This window comes from Sphingomonas flavida (assembly GCF_036663655.1).
Taxonomy (GTDB): Bacteria; Pseudomonadota; Alphaproteobacteria; order Sphingomonadales; family Sphingomonadaceae; genus Sphingomonas.
Map to the genome: position 1 here is coordinate 34,380 of NZ_JAXOJH010000016.1, position 19,243 is coordinate 53,622.

Consider the following 19,243-nt stretch of genomic DNA (forward strand, 5'->3'; position numbering starts at 1 on the left):
GATCATCATGCTCGCCATCCGTTCCGGCATCCGCGGTCTCGCGGGGGCCTCGCTCATCGCATTGGGCTGTGCCGCGACGCCCGTCTTCGCCACCACCAGCGATGCCGCAACACCGGCAGGCGTACCGGCCTCGGGCCCGATCCTGTCGGGGCGCATCTATGACGCGACCGGCGTCGCGCTGCCCGGCGCGCGGGTGGTGGTCGAGGGGACAGGGATCCAGGCGACGACCAATTTGCAGGGCGAGTTCAGCATCGTCACCCCCGAGGCACCGGGTGACATCACCCTGCTGATCGACTATCTCGGCCGCCCGCCGGTCACCCGCGTCGTGGCGGCGGCCGATCGCGGTCGCGACATCTCGCTGACCCTGCCCGCCGCCAGCGGAGAGTCGGGCGACATCGTCGTGCTCGGCGCCTCGCTGCTCGACAATACCGCGCGCGCGCTCAACCAGCAGCGGACCGCCGACAACACCGTCACCATCATCTCGTCGGACGCGATCGGCCGCTTCCCCGACCCCAATATCGCCGAGGCACTGCAACGTGCACCCGGCGTCGGTATCGAGCGCGACCAGGGCGAGGGCCGCTATATCAACGTGCGCGGCGCGCCCAGCGAATGGTCGGCCATCTCGGTCGACGGCATCCAGATTCCCTCGGTCGACCCGACGACCCGCGCGGTCGACCTGGACACGCTGCCCTCCGACATCGTCGCCAATCTGGAGGTGACCAAGTCGCTGCTGCCGTATCAGGATGCGGACTCGATCGCGGGCGCGGTCAACATCACCACCCGCTCGCCCTTCGACCGCAAGGGCTTTGCGCTGACCGGCATGGCGGGCACCAGCTACAACCAGTACGGCAAGGGCCATGACTATCGCGGGTCGGCCGCGGTCAGCGACACCTTCGGCCCCGACCGCCAGTTCGGCCTGTTGTTCTCGGGCAGCTATTCGCGCACCCATCGCCGCCCCGACAATGTCGAGAATAGCTGGACGCAGACCGCGAACGGCCCGCGCGTCACCGAGACGCTGTTCAAGGATTACGACACCAAGCGCCAGCGCATGGCGGGCACCGGTGCGTTCGAGTGGCGGCCGTCGGACGCGACCCATGCCTGGGTGCGCGGCACCTATGCTCGGTTCGAGGATGACGAGTTTCGTGACCGCATCGGCATCCTGTGGGGCGACGGCACGATCCAGGCCGGATCGACCGACACCGCCGCCACCTATCGCAACACCCGCATCGAAAAGCAGGTCCGCCACCGCAAACAGGTGAACGAGATCTGGTCGGCCACGGCGGGCATCGAGCAGCGGCTGGGCGAAGGTACGATCCGCGCCGACGTGGCGTATAGCGAAAGCTCGCAGACCTATCCGCGCCGTGACGAGCTGCTGTTCCGCTCCACACTGCGCCCGACGCTCTCCTATGATTTCGGCAATGCCGATCTGCCGAGCTATTCGCTGTTCACGAGCAAGGAGCATCTCCAGCTCGGTACCTTTGGCTTTCAGGAAAATGCCTATCGGTCGAACACGACCAGGAATGACGAACTGACGGTCGCGGTACGATCCGACCTGCCGGTGGGCGATCTCGTCACCTTCTCGTCGGGGGGCAAATATCGCGAGCGGCACATCAATGCCGACGAGGAGCGGTTCCGCGATCGCCGCGCGTCCGCCGCGCCGACCCGGAACCTGGCCGGGCTGTTGTCCGACCAGGAGTCGCGCAACTTCGGCTATGAGCTGGGCCAGCGTTTCGATACCGGGCTGGCCGACGCCTATTTCGACGCGACCAAGGCCGCCGCGCAGCGCCGCCTGCCGCAGTCGCTGACCGCCGACTATGTCGCCGAGGAGAAGATCTTCGGCATGTTCGGCATGGCCAAGTACGTGAAGGACGGCACGACCCTGATCGCCGGGCTTCGCGTCGAGACCACCGATTTCGAGAGCCGCGCGCCCAGCGTCTCGCGCACCGGCGCGGTCACGACCGCGCGGGGCAGCAACGGCTATACCGACTTCTTCCCCAACCTGACGCTGCGCCAGGCCTTCACCCCCAACCTGATCCTGCGCGCCGCGCTCAGCCGTGCGATCAACCGCCCCAATTTCCCGCAGATCGCCCCGCGCGTGCTGGAGACGACCGAGGGCAACACGGTGCGCGTCGATTTCGGCAACCCGGACCTGAAACCGACCTTGTCGAACAATGCCGATGCGGGGCTGGAATATTACATCCGGCCGCTGGGCGTCGTCTCGGTCAATGCCTTCTACAAGGACCTGTCCGACTATCGCTACACGCTGACCAGCACCGGCATCTACAACGGCGTGGGCGGCGCGATCCTCAGCCGTCCGGTCAATGCGCGCAAGGGCGAGCTGTACGGCGTCGAGCTCAACTGGCAGCAGCAGCTGAGCTTCCTGCCGGGCGTGCTGGGCGGGTTCGGCGTGTTCGCCAACTATACCTATACTCAGGGCCACGCGACCTTCGACACCGCCTTTGCCGGGCGCAGCCGCTTCGCGCTGCCGGGTCAGTCCAGGCATATGTGGAATGCCAGCGTCTTCTACGAACGCGGGCCGGTCAATGTCCGCGTCGCCTATACCAAGCGCTCGAACTATCTGGACGAGATCAACGCCGATGTGCCCGGCCTGGACCTCTATTGGGAAGGCCGCGGCCAGCTCGACGTGACCGGCAGCGTGCAGCTGGCCAAGGGCATCAACCTGTTCGCCGAGGGCAAGAACCTGACCAACACGCCGGGCGTGCGCTATTTCGGCCAGCGTTATCGGACCTATGAATATGAGAAGTTCGGCTACACGCTGTTCGGCGGCCTGCGGGTGAAGCTGTGAGGGCGGTGCTCCTCGCGCTGCTGCTCTCCGGGTGCGCGAGCATGCCCGCCGCAGCCCCGGTCGCGGCACCCGTGGTTGCCGCGACCGCCGAAACCGATCCGGTCGACAGCATATCGGACGCGGCGGACGATCCCGCGATCTGGCGCAATGCGGCCGATCCGGCCGCCAGCCTGATCATCGGCACCGACAAGCAGGCGGGCATCCATGTCTATGACCTGAAGGGCAAGCGCCTGTCCTTCACCCCCGCCGCACGGCTCAACAATGTCGACCTGCGCGAGATGGCGGGGGGCCGCGTCGTCGTTGCGGCCAGCGACCGGGCGGACAAGGCGAACGCGCATGTCGCGCTGTTCACCCTCGACACCGCCCAGCGCCGCCTGGTGCCGATGGGCCGCTATCCGGTGGGAGCGGGCGAGGCCTATGGCATGTGCCTGTGGATCCGCGCGCGCGATCACGCGCTGTTCGGCTTCGTCGTCCTGAAGGACGGGCGGATCGACCAGGTGCGCATCGACGTCTCGGGCCCCACCCCGCGCGTCGAGACCGTGCGCAGCATGAAGCTGGGCACCCAGGCCGAGGGCTGCGTGGTCGATGACCGGACGGGCACACTGTACGTCGCCGAGGAGGATGTCGGGCTGTGGCGCTTTGCCGCCGATCCCGCCGCGCCGACCACCGCCACCCCGATCGCCCGCGTCGACGGGCGCACGCTGTTCGACGATGCCGAGGGGCTGGCACTGGCGCCCAGGGGGGCCAAGGGCGGCTATCTGGTCGTCTCCAGCCAGGGCGACAATGCCTATACGCTCTACCGCCTGCCCGGCATGACCTATGCCGGGCGCTTCCGCATCGGCGGGGGTGCGATCGACGGGACGAGCGATACCGACGGGATCGAGCTGGCGCTGGGCGATTTCGGGCCCGACTACCCCCAGGGCCTGTTCGTCGCCCAGGACGGCGACAACGCACCCGCCACGCAGAATTTCAAATATGTCAGCTGGGCCAAGGTGAAGGCGGCGCTGGGGTTGTAGGGGCACGGCTATTCCTCCCCTGCAAGGGGAGGTAGCGCGCGTCGCGCGTCGGAGGGGTGTCACCCTCTCGATGGCGGGACACCCCTCCGTCAGGGCTGCGCCCTGCCACCTCCCCTTCCAGGGGAGGAATAGGCACGCCCCGATACTGTGGCGAAACGGGACAGGCCACTTTGTCCTTATCCCATGCCAATTGCCCTGACCCGACCCTTCGGGCATGGCCTTACGATGAAGCATGGCGGGGCGGCCCGGCGGGCCCGTCCTCCTCTTGGCTGGGGTGCATGGAATGAAGATCGCTGTTTTCGGCCTGGGTTATGTCGGCATGTCCAACGCCGTCTTGCTGGCCCAGCACAACCAGGTCGTCGCGGTCGATATCTCGCCCGAGCGGGTGGCGATGGTGAATGCGCGCACCTCACCGATCATCGATGCCGAGCTGCAGGATTTCCTGACCGGCCGCACGCTGGACCTGACCGCCACCACCGATGCGACCGAGGCGCTGACGGGCGCGACCTATGTGATCGTCGCGACGCCGACCAATTATGACATCGACACCGACAGCTTCAACACCAGCTCGGTCGAGGCGGTGATCGGCTTGGCCAAGACCCATGCTCCGCAAGCCACCGTGGTCGTCAAGTCGACCATCCCCGTCGGCTTTATCGACGATGTCCGCGCGCGCCTGGGCACCGAGCAGGTCGTCTTCAGCCCCGAATTCCTGCGTGAGGGGCGCGCGCTGCATGACAATCTCCACCCGTCGCGCATCATCGTCGGCGAACAGTCGGAGCGGGCGCGCATCTTCGCCGACCTGCTGGTCCAGGGCGCCGAAAAGGCCGACATCCCCGTCCTGTTCACCGGCACCCGCGAGGCCGAGGCGATCAAGCTGTTCGCGAACACCTATCTCGCTATGCGCGTCGCCTTCTTCAACGAACTCGACAGCTATGCCATCGCGGGCGGCATGAACACGCGCCAGATCATCGAGGGCGTCGGCCTGGATCCGCGTATCGGCACGCATTATAACAATCCGAGCTTCGGCTATGGCGGTTATTGCCTGCCCAAGGACACCAAGCAGCTGCTGGCCAACTATACCAGCGTGCCGCAGAACCTGATCCGCGCGATCGTCGACGCCAACCGCACGCGCAAGGATTTCCTGGCCGACCGGATCATCGCGCGGGCGCCCAAGCGTGTCGGCATCTTCCGCCTGACGATGAAGGCAGGCTCGGACAATTTCCGCCAGTCCTCGATCCAGGGCATCATGAAGCGGATCAAGGCCAAGGGGATCGAGGTCGTGGTCTACGAGCCGACCCTGCAGGACGAAGCGTTCTTCGGATCGCGCGTCTACCGCGACCTGGGTCAGTTCAAGCAGGACAGCGACGTTATCATCGCCAACCGCAACGATGCGGAACTGGCCGATGTCGCGGACAAGCTGTTCACGCGGGATATTTTCGGGTCGGACTAGGTTCCCTCAACGGCAGATCCGCACCCGCTCCCAGCAGCGATACTCCGTCCGGCAGCGAGATAAAGGGGGGCGATACGGCCGATAAGCGCCGGTAGCCATAACCCGCATCACGCCAGCCGCGACCGCCGTCATAGCCACCATATTGCGGCCCGCCCCAATTCGGTGGCGGCGGGGGTGGAGGCGGTCCCCATTCCTGCGCATTCGCACTGGCACTGAACCCCAGCGTAGCGATCGCCAGACCGACAAGGATACGCGTCGCCTCCATCTCATCCCTCCACGCCCATGAAAGGGCATGGCACAGTGTTACGAAGCCCGCCGCCATCGTTCCTGGGCAAGGTCAAGATGCGCTCAAGGGGCAAGTCGACACCTTGGCGCCAGCCACCACACCCGTGTCGATCAGAATCGAATATTGGGAATAACGGCCGCCACCCTCCCGGTGAACTAAGCTGGCAGATTGCTTCCCAAAAGCCGGCATAGCTCGACACGATGGTGCCTTCGCGCCTTGAACGTGTCAGGACCGACCCGCCGAAGCTCTGTGTAACCGAGCGACCGCCAGAACCTCTCCGCTGCCCCGTTCATCTCAAGCACGGCAAGGCGTATTTCATGCGCTCCGCGATTGGCTGCCCATTGCTCGATCGTGTCATGGATCGACCGGCCAATACCTTGCCCTCTGGCAGCAGCATCAATGATCATGAAGCCAAGATACCAGATACCGTCGCGTGGGTAGTCACGCAGGATAGCAGCCACAGCCATGAGACCGTTCTGGCCTTGCCAACCCATTACGGTCTGATCGACCGCATTCTTGTCCTTAGGAATATCCCGGAACAACTCGATCGCATCCGCCAGCGTTGCCGGCTCCCCGTCCTGCAACATGAAGTAGTCGGTGCAGCGAGCATATAGATCGGCGACCGCGCCAGCATCACTCTCTGTCAGGATTGACGGCGTATTGTGAGTGGCGGCATTGAGCAGGGGCATCATGCATTCATAACTGTGTCTTCGAGCAGGCACGACCTGTTCCGCAAACGAACCTCCTATGGGACGACGGGAAAATCCGGCTCATCGCGTACATTGCCAGTGACCGGTTTTCCCAAAACCTGTTCCCGTATGCGCTTTCCCAAAATGCCCCGCCCGACATGACTAAACGGGACGCTTTATGGAGCGCGCAGACGGGTGATGGAGCGCCGGTGGGCACCCCGGCGAAGCGCTGCGCCCACCATTGGAAAATCGCCCCCCCTCAGAACAGCTTGCGCACCCCCAGCCGGATCGAGCGGCCGATGGGGTCGATAAAGGCGGGTTGGAAGCGATTGGGAATATCACCGTTTCGGTCGGTCACATTGATCCGATCGTTCAGCAGGTTCTCGACCGTCAGGTTGATCCGCATCTTGTCGGTCCATGCTTTGTCGACCAGCTTGTGCACGTCGACCGAGGTATAGACGACCAGCCAGTTGCGCCCCGAAAAGCGCAGGTCGGAGGCGGCGATGTCGCTGCGGATACGCGTCGGCCCCTGGATGCGGCCGTAAAGGCCGAGGCTCATCGGTCCGTAGGACAGGCTGGCGTTCAGATCGACGTCCCAGCGCGGCCGCCCGCCCGTGCCGTTCAGCGTCGCCCCGTCGAGCAGATCGAGGACCGGCCCCCCGGTGCGGAGCGTCAGGCGGTCCTCCAGCCGGTAATTGGTCGTCGCCGACACCCATAGATAGGGTGGACGCTTGGGCGGACGCGGCGGGGGTGTCGTCTTCGCCGCAGCCGGGGCGGCCCCCGGCGCCGGTGGTGCGGGGGGCGGGGGCACCTTGCCCAGCGGTCCGCTGAAATTGACGCTCAGGCGCAGCTTGCGCTCACGCTCGAACGCCAGGTTGACCGGGCGGAGGTCGACGCTGGTGAGCTGGCCCAGCGCGTCGCGGACGAACAGGTCGGGGAAGACCCGCTGGAACGCCTGTGTCGCTCCGCCCAGCGAGGCGGCCTGATTGTCGATCCGGGTGTCGACATAATCGACGCCCAGCCGGATCTCCTTGTCCTTGATCGGCTGGACCGACAGCCCCAGCGTGGTGATCCGGCGCTTTTCGGGCGCCAGGTCGGGATTGCCGCCGAAGATCGTGGTGACCAGCGTGCTGCGCCCGGTGACATAGTCGAAAAAGGGCGTGTTGGGCGTCGTCAGCACCGGCGCGACCAGTTGCGTCACGGCCGGCGCAGTCTGGTCGACATTGACAGAGGCGTTGAGTTGCAGCGGCCGGAACGGCGTCCAGTTCAGCCCCAGGTTGGAAGTGCTGAGCCGTCCGAAATCGGACACCTGCGACACGCCGGCCAGCGCGCTCAGCTGAAGCTCGCCCAGGAACGACAGCGAACCCTCGCGGGCCGAGGCCAGCGGGACCGCGGCATTGACGCTGGCCCCGCGTATCGTGCGGCCGACGCCCTCGATCGGTGCAGCAGCCGCCCCTCCTGCCACAAGGGCCAGGTTGGTCGTCGCGCTGCTGTCGATCCGCGAGTAATCGGTGGTGACGGTCAGCTGCGCCTCCCCGGCGGGCAGGCGGAAGGCGGGGCCGTTGGCGGTCGCCTTGATCCCGATCGTGTCGGACGCCGCCCGGCTGCGATTGCGGGTGCGCAAGGCCGCGGTCACGGGGTCGATCGCGGCCATCGGATTGCCGCCCGCCGCGATCGCATCCTGCAGGCCGCCCAGCGGCACCCCGGTTTCCGAGGTGTTGCGCGCCACCAGCCGGTCGTAATTGCCCGTCACCGCCCAGCTCCAGCGGCGGATATTCCCGGTCAGCGTGCCCCCCGCATGCAGCGTCATGCTGGTGCTGCGCTGATGCAGCACGCTGTCGGGCAGATAGCGATAGAGGAGCGTATCGTCGGCGAAGGGAAACACCCCCAGCCCGCCCGGCACGCGCAACAGGGCGGGCGCCAGACCGTTCAGCCCCTTGTTCCGGGTGGCATCCATCGACAGCGTTAGCGCCCCCGACACTGATTTCGTTAGCGGCGAGGCCAGTCCCGCCTCGGCATGGATGGTGTCGGTCCGTTGCTGGAGCGTACGATAGGGGCCCAGATCGGTGATCCCCGCCGGGCTGTTCGCATAGGCGCCGAGCACACCCCGCGCGGCCGGATCGCCCGGCACCCCCGCCAGCGTGACGCTGCGTCCTGCCAGCGCGTCGAGCCGGGGATCCAGGCTGGCCCCGTTCACGCCGGTGACATTGCCCGTCGTCGCGTACAGCGTATCGGGATCGGGCGCGATCGCGCGCTGGCTTTGCAGCACCGGGTTCTGGCGGAAATGCGACGCGCTGAAGGTCAGGCGGCGCGGGCCATCGATCCGCGCCGAGGTCACCTCGGCCATGTTGGTTTGCCCGCCCCCATCGGTGGCCAGGCCGGGCAGCACATTGACCGTGACCGCGCGAAATTTCTTCTTGGTGATGAAGTTCAGCACCCGCACGGTCGGCGGATAGCCGAAGCGCGCCGCCTCCTGCTCGGGCAGCACCTCGACCTTTTCCATCGCTTCATAGGGCAGGGCCTGTATGTCGGCGAAACCCGCGATCCGCCGCCCGTTCAGCAGCATGATCGGTTCGCCCCCGCTCGACGAACCGGTCAGCGCCTTCATCTTTTTCAGAAGGTCGCTGAGGCTCGTCGCGCCCATCGCTTCCAGCGCCTGGGCATCCAGCACCGCGACGGGCGCGACCGCGCCGATCGCGGAGCCGGGGATACGCTTGCCGGTGACCGTCACCTCGGCCGGGGGCAGGTCGCGGGTCGGGGGCGGGGCGTCGTCCGGGGCCGGGGCGGACTGGACCGGAGTAGCGGAGGGCGGCTGTTCCTGTGCGGACGCCGTGCCCGGCCCGCCTGTCCCGAAGACGATCGCCATCGCTGCCGCGCCGGCCCTGGCCCGCGCCTTCCCCCCGTATCGCATCGTCCAGCCACTCCCATCGCCGACGTGAAGGCCAAGGATAGTGTGGCAATGATGTCGCAATTAAGGCGAATTTTTAAGGCAGGATTGACTTTTTGATCGGTTTTAATCGGCACAGATGAAATTCACCGCCGATCAAGGGGTTTATACCCCACTCCATTCGTCGTATCGGCCCCGCCGGGCGTTTCAGAGCAGCGGCAGGACCGGATCGACGACCAGCGGCGCGTGCGCGCGCGCGACGCGGCGATGCAAGACGCTGCGCATCACCCGCAGATAATGGTCCGCACCCTGTTCAATGGCAAAGCGCCGCGCCTGGTGCAGCGTACGCTGCGCATCCTGCGCCTGGGGCCGCGCAGCCGCGATCGCGGCGGCAAAGCCCGCCTCGTCGCCGACCGGGACCAATGTGCCCAGCCGCCCCTGCTGCAACAGCGCGGCCATCGACCGGCTGCAATCGGTGGCGACGATACCGATATTGGCGGCCAGCCCCTCCAGGATCACCGCGGGCACGCCCTCGTAATGCGAGGACAACAACAACGTGTCATACTGCGCCAGCAGCGCGGCCGGATTGGTGACATAGCCGCGAAACACCACCCGGTCGGCGATGCCCAGCTCCATCGCCAGCGCCTCCAGCATGGCGCGCTCGGGCCCGTCGCCGAACAGGGTCAGCGTGTCGCCGGGGCGGCATCCACCGGCAAAGCCGCGCAGCATCAGCGCCAGGTTCTTCTGTGCCGCCAGCCGGGCGATGGTGACGAACCGCCGCCCCTCTTCAGCCGGCCGCGCCGCCACGGGTTCGCGCAAGCCCAATATCTGCGCCTCGGACAAAGCGGGGTCGGGGATGATCGCGACGCGCGCCGGCGACACCCGCACGCCCTGCACGATCTCGGCACGCATCGGCTTTTCCATGCCGACGAAATGGTCGATCGCCAGCCCCTGGATCCGCAGCCACAAGCCATAGAACAGGCGGTACAGCCATGAGGCGTCGGTGCGGTCCAGATTGTTGCTGATCTTGGCCACGATCGGCGGACAGTCGCGCCCCAGCACCAGCTTCAGCATCACCGCCACGACGGTATAGGTATTGCCCGCGCAGAACAGGATGTCGGGGCGCAGCGCACGCACGATGCGCGGCAGGGTGGCGATCATCCAGATCGTCTCCCAATGCGCGATCCCCGGCCAGCGCCGTCGCGGTGTGATGAAATCCAGATCGTCCCCGACATCGCGCGCCATCGCGCCATCGGTCCGCCCCAGGAACAGCGGCGCATCGACACCACTCGCGCGCCAGTGCCGCACCAGCCGCAACGCGATCCGCTCGACCCCGCCGGGCTCGAAACTGTGCAGGAAGGTCAGGACGCGCAAAGCCGCCTATCGCCTCGATCGCAGCAGAGTATGCACCGAAATCCCGCCCATATTTCCGATCGATAGCATGGCCAGGGGCAGAAAATATACCCCATCGTGACGTATTCATCATGACCGCTCCGCTTTGCGCTTGCCTTCACCGCCAAAGCGAACCACGCGCGCGGTCAATGACGATACGACAGGGGCACAGCGCACGGGCAGCATCCATGCGGGGGGCAGGCGGCCTCCTGCTGCTGCTAACTCTGGTCGCGCTCGTCGCGCGGGCGCAGACGTTCGGCAATCCGGTGATCGGTTTCGACGAGCAATTCTATCTACTGGTCGGCAACCGGATGTGGGACGGCGCGCTGCCCTATGTCGATATTTTCGATCGTAAGCCGATCGGGCTGTTCCTGCTCTATGCCGGGGCGCAAGCCTTTGGGGGCGATCCGTTCCTGGCCTATAAGCTGCTGGCGACCGGGTTCGTGGTGGGCACCGCCTTCGGCATTCAGCGGCTGGCGCGCGGGTTTACTGGGCCGGTTGCCGCGACCGTGGCGGCGATCCTCTATATCCTGTGGCTGAACCTGATGGAGGGGGAAGGGGGCCAGTCGCCGGTCTTCTACAATGCGCTGATGCTGGTCGCCGGGGCGGCAACGCTCCGCGCGGTCGAGCGGCGCGGGTCGCTATTCGGGCAGGGCGTCGTGACGATGGGTGCGGTGGGGATCGCGCTCCAAATCAAATACGCCGTGCTGCCCGAGGGGTTCGCATTCGGCTGCATCCTGTTGTGGCAGGGCTGGCGCAGGCGGGTGGCGCCGGTGCGGCTAGCGGGAATGGCGCTGGCCTGGGTGGCGCTGGCGCTTCTGCCGACGCTGGCCGCCTTCGGCACCTATGGTGCGTTAAGGCATGGGCAGGCGTGGATCTTCGCCAATATCGTCTCGCTCGGCGGACAGGCGGCCCGGCCGTTCGCCGACGAGCTGGAGGGGCTGGCCGTATGTGTCGGGATCCTCCTCCCGCTGGCGCTGGTCATCGGCTTCGGGCGGCCCTGGCAATATATCCCGGCGGAGCGGCGCGAGGGGTTCCGCTTCCTGCTGATCTGGCTGGCGGTCAGCATCGTCGCGGTCCTGGCCTATGGCCGGTTCGGCAGCCCGCATTACGCGCTGCCCATTACGCTCCCCGCCACACTGGTCGTCGCCCCCGCGCTGGCCCGCTGGCGCCAAGGCGGGATCGCCGCGTTCGTGCTGGCGATCGTCGCGGCCGGGCAGATCGTCCTGGCCTTGAGCGAACGCGCCAAGGGCAGCGCGGCCGAGGCCCAGGCGGTCGCCCGCGCCGCGACACCGGCACGCGGGTGCCTCTATGTCTATGACGGCTATCCGGCGCTCTACCTGCTGACGCACAGCTGCCTGCCGTCGAAATGGGTCTTCCCCGGCCACCTCAACACCCGCGACGAAGCCAGCGCGGCCGCGATCGGTGTCGATCCGGTCGCGGAGATCCGCCGCATCCTGGCGACCCGGCCCGGCGCGATCGTCGACGATTACCCCCGCTTCGCCTTCGGCAACCCCGCGACGCGGGGGGTATTGCAGCAGGTGCTGGCGCGGGAATACCACCTGGCGGCGTGCGTGCGGACCGGGCCGGAGCGGGTGCGGCTGGTCTATCGGCCAGGGGCGGGGGTGTTTCCTTCGGGGTGTCCGACGTCCGAGATGCTGGACCGGTAGAGTATCCCCCTCCTAAAAAGTCATTTGACGACCGATTACACGGCGCAATCGGTCGTCCCCATCATTATTCCAAAGACGCCTCCGCATCCGCCTTTCGGCCACTCCAACTCCATCATGCATGAATGAAGCCCATGTCCGCCATCAGTAGGACCGGCCTATCCATATACGCTGCGGCATGACCGTCCGATAGGCTCATATCCGTTCCTCCGTCATCTTCGAAAGCAGCCCGTGTCGCATTGAGCGTAAAGCCCAGATCCTGGGCGGTGAAGGCAGAGGCGATGGTCTTGGATAGGGTGAGGAGGGTGGCCAGACGGTAGGAAGAGGCGGTGCTGCCGTCGCAGTCGAACTGGAGCAGCCTGTCACTGCCCAACTGGACCAGCTTCAGGTGGCCGGCGGAGAATAGGTTGGCCACCGTGTTCCTTCCGATCAGCGTCTACCCGAACCGAACACCATTATGCATAGCGCTGGAGCGTTATCTCCCCCCTCCTGATACAGCGTTCGACCAGATTGATAATAAGTGTTATGTTTATAATGGTGGAAAAAGCGGTTCCAATATTGCCCGCAGACCGCTTCAGCGCCGTTCATCCCTCACGCCTGGGTAAATTAGCCTCTCCATAAACCGGTATCGGCTGTGCCAGCGCCCCCACACAACGGCGTGATACCACATCCTATTCGGCAATCGACAGCCATAGCTGAACGAACCAAAAGCTGTTTATCTTAAATTTGTTCGAACCACTTTAAGCTATACTCATAAAAATTTAAATCATGCCGCAACGAAATATATATTGGGGCATGATGCATTACGAAAATTCTTCTATCGGGCGGAGCGTCCGGCTTGATTTGCCTGTTCGGCCGCCACGGCAAATGGCGAAGTCGTATTGGCGGTGGGATCGTAATAGCGATCGATCCGGTTACGGATGCGCATCTGTACGCGGTTCTGTATCCGCGCATCAATCCGCCCCATCGGCATAATGCCTGTATCGGCCGCTACCTGCTCTCGGCTCTGCCGCAACCCGGTCTGCCCCGCCGCCAGAGGAGGAGTTTCGCCCTGGCGCGTCTGGACGGGCGTCGATTGAACGGAAACCAGCGGCGCTTGCTCCTGCTCAGGGTCCCGCTCTTGCCCTACGTTAGATGCAGAGACAGCGAACAACGCAATGGACAGAATAGGATTCATCGAGATCATCATAGGCCAGTCAACACTCGTCGCCTTAGCTATGCACTAATCAGCCTTAGCATTTTCAACGCCCTGCCGTTGCAACGTGATCAAGGAACCAGCGATAGGTCTTGCGGACGCCATCGGCCAGTCCGATCGATGGGGTCCAGCCCATCGCGGCAAGTCGGCTGGAGTCCATCAACTTACGCATCGTACCGTCTGGCTTGGTGGTATCAAAAACGATCTTGCCCTCATAGCCGGTCACATTCGCCACAAGGTGTGCAAGCTCGGCGATTGTCACGTCCTCGCCATAGCCGACATTGATATGGCTCAGCATCGGGTCGGTATTGGCCTGATACTGATCGAGCGGCAGATCGAAAACGAAGAGCGATGCATCGGCCATATCGTCGACATTCAGGAACTCGCGCCTCGGCGTTCCCGTGCCCCAAATCGTCACCTGCTCCGCACCCGTCTGGACCGCCTCGTGGAATCGCCGGATAAGAGCAGGCATCACATGGCTGTTCTCAGGATGAAAATTGTCGCCAGGACCATATAAATTGGTGGGCATGACACTACGGTAATCGGTATCATGCTGGCGATTATAACTTTCGCAGAGTTTGATCCCGGCAATCTTCGCGACCGCATACGGTTCGTTGGTCGGCTCGAGAATTCCCGTCAACAGGGCATTTTCGCGCATCGGCTGCGCTACGGCGCGCGGATAGATGCAAGAAGAGCCTAGAAACAGCAGTCGGCGGACTCCGCTAGCGAACGCCTGATGAATGACGTTACATTCAATCATGAGGTTTTCATAGATGAAGTCGGCAGGATAGGTATTGTTGGCGTAAATACCCCCGACTTTCGCTGCAGCCAGGATGACGCCATCAAGCGGCTCGGCAGCGAAGAACTCGCGCACTGCGTGCTGATCGGTCAGGTCCAACTCGGTGCGAGTGCGCGTCACTACTGTGACGCCACGCACAGTCAACTTGCGCGCTATTGCACCACCGACCATGCCGCGATGCCCGGCCACGAATATCCGCATGACAGGCTTCCTTACGATTCGAGCGAAACTGGCAGTTGATAACCATGCTGCTTGAGCAGGGCATGGCGCTTGGCGGACTTGAGATCCTCCGCAACCATTTCAGCACACATATTCTGCACGCTGGTTTCAGGAACCCAACCGAGTTTTTCTTTAGCCCGGGTCGGATCGCCCAGTAGCGTATCGACTTCGGCCGGACGGAAGTAACGCGGGTCAATACGCACAATCACGTCGCCTACCTTCACCGCCGGCGCCTCGTCGCCCTCGATGGCCTCGACAATGCCAATCTCGGCTTCACCTGCACCTTCGAAACGCAGCGTTATGCCCAGGTGCTTTGCCGACCAGGTGATGAATTCCCGCACCGAATACTGGACGCCCGTGGCGATCACGAAATCCTCGGCGACGTCCTGCTGAAGCATCAACCACTGCATATGGACATAGTCACGCGCGTGCCCCCAGTCACGCAGCGAATCGATATTGCCCATATACAGGCAGGGCTCGAGTCCCTGTGCGATATTGGCAAGTCCACGGGTAATCTTGCGGGTTACGAACGTCTCCCCGCGGCGCGGACTCTCGTGGTTGAAGAGCACTCCGTTGCAGGCATACATCCCATAGGCTTCGCGGTAATTAACCGTTATCCAGTAGGCATAGAGTTTGGCCACCGCATAGGGTGAGCGCGGATAGAATGGCGTCGTCTCACGCTGCGGGATTTCCTGCACCAACCCGTACAGTTCCGAGGTCGATGCCTGATAAAACCGCGTCTTCTTCTCCAGGCCTAGGAAGCGAATGGCCTCCAACAGGCGTAAGGTGCCCAAGCCGTCGACATCCGCCGTGTATTCTGGAGCCTCGAAGCTTACCGCGACATGGCTTTGCGCGCCGAGGTTGTAGACCTCGTCCGGTTGAATTTCCTGGATGATCCGGGTGAGGTTGGACGTATCCGACAAGTCACCATAATGCAGTTTCAGATCGGGTGAGGGCGCATGGGGATCCTGGTAAATGTGGTCGATACGCTGTGTGTTGAACAGCGATGCACGCCGCTTGATCCCGTGTACCTCATAGCCCTTTTCGAGCAGCAGTTCGGCCAGATAAGAACCGTCCTGGCCCGTGATGCCGGTGATGAGTGCGACTTTTTTACCGCTCAACGTACATTCCCTTTGCGTATCTCGTGATCCGTTATGCCCTGCCCCGCCACCGACCAGGAATGCGCACAAATCATCTACTCGCTCCGCTCGATAGCGGTATCGAGACAATTATCAACAACTGCCTTCCTAGCCGGAATGAATGCGCTTGGTGACCTTTGCCAAGCGAATAATCGCCTTGTGGCCGACAATGGCACGCTTTTTTTCCGCCAATCGCAAATCGGAAGGCCAACGTGGCGTTATTCCATCTGGCTGACGTCCACTTGTTTCACAATCATACTCATCGGCCAGCCGCGACGGGAACAAGAGCAGCGCGTTCGATCTGACCGCCGACCCCGCCGACTTCCAGTGAAGGTCTTACGACGAGGCGTAAAACCTGTGTGGGACAGCCAGCGCCGACGGTTACCTCTCCGGTGAACCTGCCGCCGTTCTCGGTGGAATTAGGAAGCTCGACCCGCCCGGCTTCATGCCCATCGCTGCAGGTAAGTTGCCAATAAGGCCGCGTACTGGGTGCCTGCTGGATACCGGCACTGATACCCTCAAGCCGATAGCGCCCCGGGGGCAGGAGCTGGGTCTGCTGAAGAACCGTCCCCCCGACAGACGAGGATACGGCAAAGTCAAAAACTCCGCCCGTAGACGTGCTCTGTATGGAAGCGTTGATACCGGCTTCGCTCGTCACTGGCACCCAGTCGAATGCCGCTGGCGTCTCCCGACTGAATGCAAAGTTCGGATCCCGTGAGCGGTCGCGTGCCGCCCCTTTGTGAAAAGACGCGTAATAGGACCAGCCTGCATCCATCTTGCCTATGTTCACAAGGGCATTGACCATGCTGATCCGCGCAGCTTCGGAAATGGGTACGCCGCGTTTTGCGAGTTGCTGCAAAAACGGCGCGCTTATGTCCGGCGTTGTGCTAACCGCAGCCAGATAGCCAATGAACGGCTCGCTCCATGCAGGTCGGGCAGCCATCGTATCGGCCAAGGCCGAAGCCAGTCTGCTATCGGAAATAGCCTGCGCGAGAATCGGAAACAGTAGTTCAGATGCTCCCTTTTCCGTCCTCAATGCAATATCGTAATTTCGCAATGCACCGGCGGTATCGCCGCGACCGACCGCATCTTCGATGAGCCAAAGACGGGTACCGAGCTCGCGGCGCGATAGAGCGTCGGAATGTGCGAACAGCTCACGGGCCTCGACGGTATCGCCCCGAAGCTGGGTATTGATCCCCAAGGCCGTCAGCGCCGGAATGGCGAGAGGTTCATCCACCAGGGCCTGCTGTGCAATCGCAGTCGCCCTCGCCCGCTGTTCGGTCGAGACATCGCCAGCCGCGATGTGCTGCGCCAGTTCGCCCGCGACCCGTCCGTCATAGGGTGCAAGCGCATAGGCGCGCTCGGCGTTCACCTTGCGCAACGCGAAGGCGATTGTCTGCGTGGTCGATAGGCCGCCGAGCGCGACTGCAGCGATGGCCAGCACACAGCGAATAGTCCACTCAAAGCGAGATCGCTTTGTTGAACGACGGATGGGCTGGACCTTCGACTTCATTTTTTTTCGCGGCCATAGCCATAGCCATAGTCATAGCCATAGCCGTAATGCGCCTTACGTGCCTCAAACTTTGTAAGGACGCCGCCCAATATGTGCGCATTCGCGCCAAGAAGGCGTTGAAGGGCGGTCTTGACCAAGCTGGATCGGATGCCGTGAGATTCGACGGCATAGACAACACCTTCCACCCGGCTCGCAATAAGCGGCGCATCGGCCAGACCCATGACAGGGGGACTGTCGATGATGACGTGATCATAGACTTCGAGCAGGCGTGCGATCAGCAATTCCAGCCTATGGCTGGTCAACAACTCCGCAGCATTCGGTGGAATCGGCCCCGCCGACATTGCCGTGAAGCCTAGATCACGCATTTCGAAGGTCAGCCGTTCGATATCGTCCTGCCCGGCGAGGAAGTTCGAAAGACCATGATCATGATCGACTCCGCCAAGAAAGTGGATTGAGGGAGAACGCATATCACCGTCAACCAGAATAACCCTCTTCTGTGAACGGGCCAGCAGCGTGGCAATGGCGAGCGCCGTGGTCGATTTGCCTTCCGCCGGCCGTGTTGAGGTGACGGATAGCGAACGAGGCACGCCGTGTTCCGTAGTAAAGCCCAGACTGGTCTGAATTGCCAAGTAGGCATCGACGAGATCAGATTTGCGATCGAGCAGAGCATCGCGCGGCTCGATATCCCCGACTAACGGTACGGAACCAAGCAGCGGCAGGCCGAGCCGCCGCTCGACTTCACCTGGATCAGCGATAGCCTCATCCATTTGCTCCAAGGCAAAGGCAAGGATGCAACCAATCGCGACGCCAGCGAGCAGCGAGACGAAGAGGTTCAATATCAGGCGAGGGCTTGACGGCTTCTGGGGCACATCGGCCGGATCAACGATCGAGACATTGTTGACATCAACGCCCCCAGCAACACCGATCTCCTTAAAACGCTGTAGTAACCCGTCGTACAGAGCGCGGTTCGTGTCCACTTCCTGCTGATAGATATTATATTGAATGCTGCGACGGCGTAGATCGAGATAATTGGACTTCAGCCCTTCCACCCGCTGACGCAACGCGTCCTCACGTTGGGTGGCTTGCTGATATTCGGCTTGAGCCGCGCCGACTACACGACTTTCCTCGCGACGGATCGACGCATCCAACTGATTGATCTGCGATTGGATCGCACGTGCAGCCGGATAACCGGGCTCGAACTGCACCAGCAGCCGCTGATATTCAGCTGCTAATTCGGCACGACGTTGACGCAATGAATTGATTGCCTGGTTCCTCAGCGCCTCACTCGAAGCACCACCGTTTCCAGGACCCCGATATTTTGCTTCTGCAGCAATTCGGTCAGCGGTCGCTTGGGACAAGGCGCTGTTCAGAGACGCCAGATCATCGGCAATGATGGACCGTTCGCTCGTCTGATTTTCACCACTCCCCTGAGCCGGCAGATTGATGATCCGCTGCTTTTCGGCATACCCGACGAGCTGCCGCTGCGATTCATCCAGTCGCTCCTTGGCCTGGGTCAACTCCCGCTGCAGAAGATTGCGGCCATAGGATGTTGCCTGAACCTTACGTTCTAGATTGGTTTGGATGAAGTTTTCGGCCCAGGCATTGGCGATCTTTTGCGAAAACACGGGATCCGGGCTCGTGAAGTGAATCTCCACGAGCCGCGACAGGCGTGCAGGCGCGATGACGAGGCTGTTGAGAAGGATCTCACCCGCAATACGCTGACGCTCGGCACGGCCTGCAGCGGCATAGCGCCCGTTGACCTGTCGGAATGCCGGAGCATCCTGATTGACACCGAAACGTTCAAAAAATGCTTTGTCATCTATAAGTCGAAGCTGGTTAGCGACACGTTCGGCCAACATCCGGGAGCGCAGCAGGCCATATTGCGTCTGGTAGAATTCCTGGTCGGCCACCCCGGCCTCCCGTTCGACCCCCTGGAAGTTGGTGACTTGGCTGGATTCACGCGATATTTCGATCGTCGATGTCGCCGTGAATTTGGGCGTCATCAACAGCGTGACGATGAGACCGATCACCACACAGGTCGCGATCGCACCGAGGATGACATAGCGCCACCGCAAGGCAATGCGCAGATACTGGCGAATGATCGGCATTTTGTCGATATTGGCCGTCGCCGTCAGCGCAGGCGGCATACCGGGACGGAGCGGGGAACTGAGCGTGTTCATCGATA

Annotated in this window: 13 protein-coding genes; 4 read left to right on the forward strand and 9 right to left on the reverse strand. The window is 63.1% G+C overall.

Annotated features, from left to right (window positions below; genetic code table 11):
- The first annotated feature begins 7 nt into the window (after nt 1–7).
- The 3 genes from U1703_RS15660 to U1703_RS15670 all read left to right on the forward strand — a co-directional run bounded on the left by U1703_RS15660 (nt 8) and on the right by U1703_RS15670 (nt 5,272).
- Entirely contained in the window at nt 8–2,806 is a 2,799-nt protein-coding gene (locus U1703_RS15660; protein ID WP_332786430.1) for a TonB-dependent receptor, read from the forward strand.
- Nucleotides 2,807–2,811: 5 nt separating this feature from the next.
- Nucleotides 2,812–3,822: a phytase gene (locus U1703_RS15665; RefSeq protein ID WP_332786456.1), complete on the forward strand. Its 1,011-nt coding sequence runs from the start codon at nt 2,812–2,814 to the stop codon at nt 3,820–3,822.
- A gap of 283 nt (nt 3,823–4,105) precedes the next feature.
- Nucleotides 4,106–5,272, forward strand: coding sequence for a nucleotide sugar dehydrogenase (locus U1703_RS15670; protein ID WP_332786431.1), 1,167 nt, complete (start codon nt 4,106–4,108; stop codon nt 5,270–5,272).
- A 441-nt stretch (nt 5,273–5,713) separates the two neighbouring features.
- On the opposite strand, the gene U1703_RS15675 is transcribed toward U1703_RS15670, so the two are convergent.
- The 3 genes from U1703_RS15675 to U1703_RS15685 form a co-directional block, all read right to left on the reverse strand.
- Complete coding sequence (locus U1703_RS15675) at nt 5,714–6,247, reverse strand: GNAT family N-acetyltransferase (RefSeq protein WP_332786432.1); 534 nt, start codon at nt 6,245–6,247, stop codon at nt 5,714–5,716.
- Between the two features lie 259 nt (nt 6,248–6,506).
- On the reverse strand, nt 6,507–9,158 hold the full coding sequence (locus U1703_RS15680) for a TonB-dependent receptor domain-containing protein (protein WP_332786433.1): 2,652 nt from the start codon (nt 9,156–9,158) through the stop codon (nt 6,507–6,509).
- 183 nt (nt 9,159–9,341) lie between these two features.
- Nucleotides 9,342–10,508: a glycosyltransferase gene (locus U1703_RS15685; protein WP_332786434.1), complete on the reverse strand. Its 1,167-nt coding sequence runs from the start codon at nt 10,506–10,508 to the stop codon at nt 9,342–9,344.
- Nucleotides 10,509–10,714: 206 nt separating this feature from the next.
- Here U1703_RS15685 and U1703_RS15690 point away from each other — a divergent pair, with 206 nt between their 5' ends.
- Nucleotides 10,715–12,196 (forward strand): ArnT family glycosyltransferase, encoded by a 1,482-nt coding sequence (locus tag U1703_RS15690; protein ID WP_332786435.1) that lies wholly within the window; start codon nt 10,715–10,717, stop codon nt 12,194–12,196.
- 112 nt (nt 12,197–12,308) lie between these two features.
- On the opposite strand, the gene U1703_RS15695 is transcribed toward U1703_RS15690, so the two are convergent.
- The 6 genes from U1703_RS15695 to U1703_RS15720 all read right to left on the reverse strand — a co-directional run bounded on the left by U1703_RS15695 (nt 12,309) and on the right by U1703_RS15720 (nt 19,238).
- Nucleotides 12,309–12,608, reverse strand: a complete 300-nt coding sequence (locus tag U1703_RS15695) for a hypothetical protein (protein ID WP_332786436.1) — start codon at nt 12,606–12,608, stop codon at nt 12,309–12,311.
- A gap of 402 nt (nt 12,609–13,010) precedes the next feature.
- Complete coding sequence (locus U1703_RS15700; RefSeq protein WP_332786437.1) at nt 13,011–13,382, reverse strand: hypothetical protein; 372 nt, start codon at nt 13,380–13,382, stop codon at nt 13,011–13,013.
- Between the two features lie 52 nt (nt 13,383–13,434).
- The gene (gene fcl, locus U1703_RS15705; protein WP_332786438.1) at nt 13,435–14,388 is read right to left on the reverse strand and encodes a GDP-L-fucose synthase; all 954 of its coding nucleotides are present in this window, start codon (nt 14,386–14,388) and stop codon (nt 13,435–13,437) included.
- 11 nt (nt 14,389–14,399) lie between these two features.
- Entirely contained in the window at nt 14,400–15,527 is a 1,128-nt protein-coding gene (gmd, locus tag U1703_RS15710; protein ID WP_332786439.1) for a GDP-mannose 4,6-dehydratase, read from the reverse strand.
- A 277-nt stretch (nt 15,528–15,804) separates the two neighbouring features.
- The gene (locus U1703_RS15715; RefSeq protein ID WP_332786440.1) at nt 15,805–16,989 is read right to left on the reverse strand and encodes a tetratricopeptide repeat protein; all 1,185 of its coding nucleotides are present in this window, start codon (nt 16,987–16,989) and stop codon (nt 15,805–15,807) included.
- 65 nt (nt 16,990–17,054) lie between these two features.
- Nucleotides 17,055–19,238 carry a GumC family protein gene (locus U1703_RS15720; protein WP_332786441.1) on the reverse strand — a complete coding sequence of 728 codons (2,184 nt, stop codon included), beginning with the start codon at nt 19,236–19,238 and terminating at the stop codon, nt 17,055–17,057.
- Nucleotides 19,239–19,243: the final 5 nt, after the last annotated feature.

What these genes read in the sequence shown, in the direction of transcription:
- U1703_RS15720 (WP_332786441.1), bottom strand. Translation starts at nt 19,238, where the DNA reads ATGAACACGCTCAGTTCCCCGCTCCGTCCCGGTATGCCGCCTGCGCTG.
- U1703_RS15675 (WP_332786432.1), bottom strand. Translation starts at nt 6,247, where the DNA reads ATGCCCCTGCTCAATGCCGCCACTCACAATACGCCGTCAATCCTGACA.
- U1703_RS15690 (WP_332786435.1), top strand. Translation starts at nt 10,715, where the DNA reads ATGCGGGGGGCAGGCGGCCTCCTGCTGCTGCTAACTCTGGTCGCGCTC.
- U1703_RS15660 (WP_332786430.1), top strand. Translation starts at nt 8, where the DNA reads ATGCTCGCCATCCGTTCCGGCATCCGCGGTCTCGCGGGGGCCTCGCTC.
- U1703_RS15670 (WP_332786431.1), top strand. Translation starts at nt 4,106, where the DNA reads ATGAAGATCGCTGTTTTCGGCCTGGGTTATGTCGGCATGTCCAACGCC.
- U1703_RS15680 (WP_332786433.1), bottom strand. Translation starts at nt 9,158, where the DNA reads ATGCGATACGGGGGGAAGGCGCGGGCCAGGGCCGGCGCGGCAGCGATG.
- U1703_RS15700 (WP_332786437.1), bottom strand. Translation starts at nt 13,382, where the DNA reads ATGATGATCTCGATGAATCCTATTCTGTCCATTGCGTTGTTCGCTGTC.
- fcl (WP_332786438.1), bottom strand. Translation starts at nt 14,388, where the DNA reads ATGCGGATATTCGTGGCCGGGCATCGCGGCATGGTCGGTGGTGCAATA.